4 protein-coding genes and 3 pseudogenes are annotated in these 7,163 nt (G+C 41.6%); 2 read left to right on the top strand and 5 right to left on the bottom strand.

Annotated features, from left to right (window positions below):
* Positions 1–2 precede the first annotated feature (2 nt).
* The 5 genes and pseudogenes from L647_RS0116950 to bioA form a co-directional block, all read right to left on the bottom strand.
* Positions 3–1,019 (bottom strand): ABC transporter ATP-binding protein, encoded by a 1,017-nt coding sequence (locus tag L647_RS0116950; RefSeq protein WP_024612106.1) that lies wholly within the window; start codon positions 1,017–1,019, stop codon positions 3–5.
* A gap of 14 nt (positions 1,020–1,033) precedes the next feature.
* Positions 1,034–2,533 (bottom strand): iron ABC transporter permease, encoded by a 1,500-nt coding sequence (locus tag L647_RS0116945; RefSeq protein ID WP_024612105.1) that lies wholly within the window; start codon positions 2,531–2,533, stop codon positions 1,034–1,036.
* A pseudogene (locus L647_RS01000000124475) lies at positions 2,533–3,577 on the bottom strand (ABC transporter substrate-binding protein). Before L647_RS01000000124475 ends, L647_RS0116945 begins: the two are co-directional and overlap by 1 nt.
* The gene (locus L647_RS0116935) at positions 3,578–4,390 is read right to left on the bottom strand and encodes a hypothetical protein (protein WP_024612104.1); all 813 of its coding nucleotides are present in this window, start codon (positions 4,388–4,390) and stop codon (positions 3,578–3,580) included.
* Positions 4,391–4,550: 160 nt separating this feature from the next.
* Positions 4,551–5,850 (bottom strand): annotated as a pseudogene (gene bioA / locus L647_RS01000000124470) (adenosylmethionine--8-amino-7-oxononanoate transaminase).
* A gap of 94 nt (positions 5,851–5,944) precedes the next feature.
* Between bioA and bioB the strand changes: the two are divergent.
* Together bioB and L647_RS1000000126510 are read left to right on the top strand one after the other, a co-directional pair.
* A complete protein-coding gene (gene bioB, locus L647_RS0116925) occupies positions 5,945–6,985 on the top strand; it encodes a biotin synthase BioB (RefSeq protein WP_024612103.1) in 1,041 nt (346 codons plus the stop codon).
* A gap of 12 nt (positions 6,986–6,997) precedes the next feature.
* Positions 6,998–7,163: pseudogene (locus tag L647_RS1000000126510) on the top strand (8-amino-7-oxononanoate synthase); the annotation flags it as partial.

Genomic DNA, 7,163 nt, shown 5'->3' with positions numbered 1-7,163 from the left:
AATCAGTCTATAGCTTTATAAGCCGCTAGTGGGTGTGATGTGCTTAATGAAACATGTACTTCATCGCCTGGGTTTACCACAACTTCATGGTTTACTCGGCTAGTTACAACGGTAGAGCACGCTAATTTTATTGCACACAAGCGGCTGCCACCTTCAAAACGTACCCAAATGACTTCGCCGTTATTACCAACACTGCTTTGTACAAGCAATACATCGTCAGGGCGTAGCAGTACATCAACATCACCACTTTCACAGTCAACGCCATGAGCCGGCGCATTACCAATCGAGGTAGTGACTTGTCCGTTTTCAAAGCTGCCTGCAATAAAGCTTGCTTCACCTAAAAAACGTGCCACAAAACGATTGTTTGGCGTGCTAAAGCAGCGCTCGGGTGTATCGATTTGCTGAATTTTACCACCTTTTAAAACGCCAACACGATCACCAACCGAAAGAGCTTCTTCTTGATCGTGTGTTACCCAAATAGCAGGTACGCCAGCGGCTTTAAGTGCGTTTCTAATATCCCAACGAAGCATGTCTTTAAGGGCAGCATCTAAGTTAGAAAGCGGCTCATCAAGCAATACAAAGTCTGGCTGATGGGCAAGGGTGCGCGCAAGTGCTACACGTTGTTTTTGTCCGCCAGAAAGCGTTGCTGGTTTTTTTTCTCTAAAATCGCTCAGTCCAAGTAGGTTTATCCAATACTCGGCAGGGGCTGTATCTTTTAATCTAAAGCAAATGTTTTGCTGTACGGTTAAGTGCGGAAATAACGCAAAATCTTGAAATACCATGCCTACACTACGCTTTTCGGGAGGTACCGTTAATTTTGGTGTTGCACGCCATTTATCAACGTTTATTTCACCTTCGCTAATAGGTATAAGACCAGCGAGTGCTTGTAAAATAGTACTTTTACCACAACCTGTAGGTCCTACAAGCATAAGGATTTCGTTTTCACCCAGTGATAAGTTTAAATCGCTTACTACACGGTTACTTCCATAATCTATAGACAACTTACTTACAGATAGCATTTATTTTTAAATCCTTAGTGTTCAAACTGGTTGCGTTTTTCGCCAGAAAGCATAATAGCTAACGCGCAGGCAGAAATCACTACTAAAAGTAATCCAGGAATAGCAGCACGACCAAAATATCCCGCTTCGTATACACGCCATAAATAAGTCGAAAGGGTTTCAAACCCAGTAGGACCAAGTAGCAAAGTGGCTTCTAATTCGCGCATTGATTCTAAAAATACCAGTGCTGCGCCAGCAATAATACCGCGCATAGTTAAAGGCAGTGTAATGCGAGTAAATACTTCGCGGGGGCTTGCGCCAAGTACGCGCGCAGACTTTACTAAGCTTGGATCTAAGTGTTCGGTGCTTGTTCTTACAGAGCCTACTGCAAGCGGTAAAAAACGCAGCATATAAGCAATAATAAGCAGCCCTAATGTTTGGTATAAAAATGATAACTGCAAACCACCGTAAACAAGCGCTGTGCCCATTACTATACCCGGAATACCAAAACCAAAATAAGTGACTCGTTCCATTATTTTGCCCGCTTTACCACTAAGTGCTGCATGTGCAACGGGTATTGCAACAATAACGGTTACTACAGCGGCAATAAGCGATGCATATGTTGAATTCCATGCAATACTAAAATCAAAAGAACTTAAACCATCTCGTGCTAACCAAAGCGAAAATATGGCAAGCGGTAAACCAATAGCTAAAAACAATATAGGAGCAAACGTTAAAAACATTGCACTTAACTGCCATTTTTTAGGGAATAACACTAATGAACGACCTTGTTTTTCGGTCGCTGTTTTTATTTGTGATTCTAGTAATAACAAAAACCCTACAATAACCATTAGTTGCAGCGAGAGCATTGCTGCGCGACCTAAAGCAAACGAGTTGTATTCAACATAAATTACACGGGTAAAGGTATCTAGGCGCATCATTGCCGGTGTACCAAAGTCTGATAATGTATAAAGCGCAACTAACAACGAGCCGGCTGCAATGCCATTAACTACACGCGGTAATATTACTTTAAACACGCTTTGTGTCATCGACATGCCTAGCGTACGTGCTGCGTTAACCATACTCGCATCAAGACTAAGTAAGGATGAACGAGTTGTCATCATTACAAATGGGAAGGTATACAGCGTCATTACAATTGCAGCGCCTGTTAAACCATACATTGATGGTGTTTCTATTCCCGTTAAGGTATTTATTTCACCTCCAGGACCAAAAGCAGCATAAAGGGTAAATGCGCCAATGTAGCTAGGTATTGCAAGCGGGGCTGCAAATATAACTAGCCACAGTTTTTTGAAAGGTAAATGAACATAGGCACTAATAAACGCCAGTGGCACACCAATTAAAATAGAGCCTAATACCGTTAATCCCATTAAAGATAACGTGTTGCCTAAAATTTTAAGATTGTGGCTATCAAATACTGAGCTTGAATCGCTCGCTAGTACCATTAATATAAAAACAGGGGTAAGCGTAATGAGCGCTGCAAGCAGCGCCATTGGGTAAGAGGCAGGTATTCTCATTACAATACGCCGCTGCTACGCATCAAATCTATAGTAGGGCGTAAATCAGCAAGCTGTGTTAAATCTACTTTAGGTGGAGAAATATTAGCAAGTGACGGTAAACCTTCAGGTTGGGTAATACCATTTACTAGTGGAATTTCGTACGCTTCGCTGGCTAAGTAACCTTGTACTTCTTTACTTAGTAAGTAACGCATAAAGTTAGTAGCAAGCGGATCGTCGTTAAGCGCTAATACACCCGATGCATTAACTAAACAGCCAGCATCATTTTGTGTAAATGCTAAATCAAGTTTAGCATCAGGCTTGCCTGATTTTAAACGCAATGTGTAATAGTGATTAGCAAAACCAATATCAACTTCGCCACGTTCAACGCCCATAACAACACCTAATTCACCAGCGTATGTTTTAGCACGTTTTTGAATCTTTTTAAGCCACTTAGCGGTTTTGTCGTCGCCTTCTAAAATTCGCATTGCGGTTACAAATGATTGAAAAGAAGCGTAGGCGGGTGCCCAACCAATACTTAAATCGCTGTCGGCAATTTCCATAATACTTGTTGGAATTTGATCTTTGGTCAAACGCGACGTGTTATATGGCAATGTACGAATGCGACCAGTTACAGGTGCCCACTCTTTATATCTAAATTGTGGTTGTAACTGAGCAGATAAATCACTTGGAATAGGTTGTGCAAGACCTGCATCGGTTACTAAACCAATCGCGCCTGAGTCAACTGCCCAAAATAAATCAGCGCGGCGAACACCCGCTTTAGACTCAGCAACAATGGTATTAGCTAACGCAGNCAGCCGTTGGACCTCGGCGTATACCGAGTTTAAAGTCTGGATTTTTTTTCTGGATTGCTTGTAATACGTTTTCATACAAACCACCTTCGCCTCGGCCTAAATAAAGGGTTAGCTCACCTTTAAGCTTTGGTAAATCATCAACAGAAACAGGGTTTGCTATATCAGCGGCTAGCGCACGAGAAAGAGGTAGTGGCAATGAGCCAACCACCCCTAACGCAGCTAGGCCTTGAATAAAGGTCCTACGCTTCACTTAAAATACATCCTTACGTGCTTTTTCGGCTTTTTCTATTAAAACCTTAGCGCGGTCTAATTTTGTTTGCATATCACTAATCACATCGCGTACTTCATCTACGCTTTTGCTGTTTTTAATTGCTTGTGGCAGTGTTACGTTAAAGTCTTTTTCCAGCACTTCAACTAGTTTAGCGTCTTGCTCGATAAGAGTACCTTCTACGCCTTCAAACAGGTGTAGGTAAGTATCGTGAACAATTTCAGTTGCTTCGTCTTGTAAGCGCTCAGCAAATTTAGCTACTACACGGTCTAATTTGTGCTTAATTTCGTCAATTGTGGCACTTTGTGTCATTTGAGTTGTAGCGGTTGCTTTTACAGCGTCTAACAAGCCTTTTTGCTGGAATTTTGCAGCAAGCTTAACAGCCCCAAGACCTTGCCACAAGGCTATGTTCATCGCTTCTTGCTCTTTACGTACTTCAGCCGCTGGTTTACCGTTTTCGATAGCCATTTTAACGCCGTAAATACCTTGCCAAATAGAAGCGTATACCGGTACAAAGTTAGTTTCTATTGCACTATGAAATTTTACTGATTCCCAATATTCAATTAAATCATCAGTTTTTACCGCTTTTGCGCCTTTAGTATCGTAGTCGCTTACCATGGTATCAACTTTGCCTACCATCCATTCTACTTCTTCGGTGTAGCTTTTAATGTTTTCTTGAAGATGGTTTACATGCTCACCAATAGGGCCGTTGGCAAATACAGGTTGAGCCATAAACGCCGAGGCTAGTAAAAGGCTTGCACCTAAGGTTTTTGCTGGTTTAAATAATAAATTCATAGCAGAAAAGTCCAAAAAGAGTAATTGTAAATGATAGCCATTATCATATAGCTTATGGTTAGTGAGATCAATAACCACAAACTCGCTTAATAGATAAAAACACTAAATGTAGCGGTAAGTTACCTATAAATAGCACTATAAGTTGTATTGAGACCCGTTATTAAGCGTAATGCTTGCCTTTAATGGCGTTATAAATAGCATTACACAGTGTTTTTATACTGGTTTCGTCACTTATATACGGTGGCATAAGGTAAATTAGTTTACCGAATGGGCGGATCCACACACCTTGCTCTACAAAATAAGCCTGAATTCTAGCAACATCAACATTACCAGCAGTATCCTTTAGCTCAACAACGCCTATTGCACCTAAGGTACGCACATTGGCAACCGCATCTAGTTCACTGCATTTATTAAGTTGTTGTAGTTGGGTGTTTATTTGGCTTATTCGTTGTTGCCAGTTTTGCTCAAGTAATAAATCAATACTTGCGCAGGCTGCTGCACAGGCAAGCGGGTTACCCATAAACGTAGGACCATGCATTAAAACACCCGCTTCACCTTCGCTTATGCCAATAGCTATTTTATCGCTTGTTATAGTNTGATAACGTCATTGAACCGCCGGTTAATGCTTTACCAATACACATTATATCGGGCTCTATATTGGCGTGCTCTACAGCAAATAATTTACCAGTACGACCAAAGCCTGTGGCTATTTCGTCGCAAATTAGCAGTACGTTATATTGGGTGCACAATTTACGTACGCAAGCTAAATAATCAGGGTGATAAAAGTTCATACCACCCGCGTTTTGTACAATAGGCTCAATGATAAAGGCGGCTACTTGGTTGTGGTTTGCTTTAAAGTATTCTTCAAGCTCTTGGGCTTCACCGTGGTTAAACTCGCTATCAAATTTACTAACCGGCGCAGGCACAAATACATGCTCAGGTAAAAAGCCTGAATATAAACTATGCATTGAGTTAACGGGGTCGCATACGCTCATGGCTGCAAAGGTGTCGCCATGGTAGCCCTTGTAAGGTGTCATTAATTTTTGTTTTGTAGTAATACCTTGGCTCAACCAAGATTGCAGCGCCATTTTTATTGCCACTTCAACACTTACTGAGCCGCTGTCGGCTAAAAACACTTTAGTTAAACTAGGTGGCGTTATATTTACTATTTTTTTGCACAGCTCTACCGCACTGTTATGCGTAATACCGCCAAACATAATGTGGCTCATATTATTAATTTGCTCAATCATGGCGTTATTTATAACAGGGTGGTTATAGCCATGTATTGCACTCCACCACGAGGCCATACCATCGATTAATTGCTCGCCAGTTTCGAGGTGAATAATATTGTGATTTGCATGTGTAACGGGATATACCGGAATTGGCTTGGTCATAGATGTGTATGGGTGCCAAATGTGCTCACGATCAAAATCAAGGTCAATCGTATTCTTTTTATTCATATGTAAACTTTAAATTGGTTGGGTTCGTTGACAATGGTACTTCAACTCGTAGACTAAGCCAATATCACCGTTATGAAAAAAATAAGAGAGTATTATGGAACTTGCACCTGTTCGTCACAATTGGACCCACGATGAGGTTAAAGCATTATTTGAAATGCCATTTAACGATTTACTTTTTAAAGCCGCCTCGGTTCACCGTGCTAACTTCAACCCAAATGAAGTGCAAATTTCTACCTTGTTATCAATTAAAACAGGCGCTTGCCCAGAAGATTGTAAGTATTGTCCGCAGTCGGGTCATTACCGAACAGATTTAGAACGCGAACGCTTAATAGAAGTAGAAAAAGTAGTAGAGCAAGCACGCCTTGCAAAACAAAAAGGCGCGACGCGTTTTTGTATGGGCGCTGCTTGGTCAGATCCAAAAGACAGAGACATGCCATACATTTCGCAAATGGTTAAAGAAGTAAAAGAGCTAGGGTTAGAAACCTGTATGACGCTGGGTAAACTCACTAACGAAAAAGCCCATGAGCTTAGAGACGCAGGGCTTGATTACTACAATCATAATCTCGACACGTCACCTGAGTATTACGAACAAATTATATCAACCCGTACTTTTCAAGATAGATTAAATACCATTGATCACGTACGCGATGCCGGTATGAAAGTATGCTCAGGCGGAATAGTCGGTATGGGCGAGCAAGCAAGCGACCGTTATGGGTTACTGATGCAGCTAGCTAATTTGCCACAACAGCCAGAAAGCGTGCCTATTAATATGCTCGTTAAAGTTAAAGGCACACCGCTTGAAAACGCAGACGATTTAGATCATTTTGAATTTGTACGTACCATTGCAACAGCACGCATTATGATGCCACACAGTTATGTACGTTTATCGGCAGGGCGTAACGCCATGAACGAGCAAATGCAGTCAATGTGCTTTTTTGCAGGCGCTAACTCAATATTTTATGGCGACAAACTTCTTACCACCGAAAACCCAGACGCTGATGCCGATATGAACCTAATTAAAAAACTAGGTATGAACCCCGAAACGCGTCACGACTATTCAGACGAAGCAGTAGAAGCCTCGCTTTCATCGCAAGTAGCCGACAAAGCAACGTCTGAATTGTTTTACGAAGCGTAGGCTTTTATATCTATGCCTTTTGATTTTATAAATACGCATCTGCAGGCTCGCCAGCAAGATGCGTTACTTCGTAAGCGCCACGTAGTGCAACATGCAACAGCGCGTACCATAACGGTTAATAATAAAACCTATCTTAATTTTGCCAGTAACGATTACTTAGGCTTTGGAGATGTGGCTG

Source organism: Pseudoalteromonas sp. TB64 (assembly GCF_000498095.1).
GTDB lineage: Bacteria > Pseudomonadota > Gammaproteobacteria > Enterobacterales > Alteromonadaceae > Pseudoalteromonas.
The sequence above is the reverse complement of the archived record's forward strand: the minus strand, read 5'-3'. Positions and strand labels throughout refer to the sequence as shown.

What these genes read in the sequence shown, in the direction of transcription:
- L647_RS0116950 (WP_024612106.1), bottom strand. Translation starts at nt 1,019, where the DNA reads ATGCTATCTGTAAGTAAGTTGTCTATAGATTATGGAAGTAACCGTGTA.
- L647_RS0116945 (WP_024612105.1), bottom strand. Translation starts at nt 2,533, where the DNA reads ATGAGAATACCTGCCTCTTACCCAATGGCGCTGCTTGCAGCGCTCATT.
- L647_RS0116935 (WP_024612104.1), bottom strand. Translation starts at nt 4,390, where the DNA reads ATGAATTTATTATTTAAACCAGCAAAAACCTTAGGTGCAAGCCTTTTA.
- bioB (WP_024612103.1), top strand. Translation starts at nt 5,945, where the DNA reads ATGGAACTTGCACCTGTTCGTCACAATTGGACCCACGATGAGGTTAAA.